The sequence below is a fragment of the Mycoplasma enhydrae genome (assembly GCF_025779955.1).
GTDB lineage: Bacteria > Bacillota_I > Bacilli_A > Mycoplasmatales > Metamycoplasmataceae > Metamycoplasma > Metamycoplasma enhydrae.
Map to the genome: position 1 here is coordinate 1 of NZ_JAOXHI010000028.1, position 411 is coordinate 411.

Sequence of the window (411 nt, forward strand, 5' to 3'; positions counted from 1 at the left end):
TTCAGTTAATTTTGCTTTATCTTCACTATTTTTATTATTTTCAGCTTCTTCTAAAGCATTATCTGCTTGTTGAAGGGCTTCTTTAACAATTCTGTCTAGTGCATCTTTGGCATCTTTTAGTGCTTGTAATCTAGTTTTAGATTCAGTTTGCTCTTTTATAGCTGCTTTTAGAGCATCTTTGAATGTATCAAATTCAACTTCAAATGAATCTTTAGATTTATCACTTGAAAGAGTAGTTTCTAGCTCTTTTGAAGTTGTAATTAAAGCACCTAAAGCTGCTAGTTTAGATTCTAATGATGGAATATCAGAAGCATCTTTAGTTTCTTTTGCAAGTTTATTAAGGCTAGCAGTTTTTGAACTTAAATCATCTTTAATAGCTTTAACTCTATCTTGTTCTTCTTGTAGCTTTTG

General features: G+C 30.2%; 1 protein-coding gene. It reads right to left on the bottom strand.

Going from position 1 to position 411, the window contains the following annotated elements; translation table 4 throughout:
• Window positions 1–411 (bottom strand): hypothetical protein (locus tag OF364_RS03030; protein WP_263774137.1); only part of this gene is annotated, 411 nt, incomplete at both ends.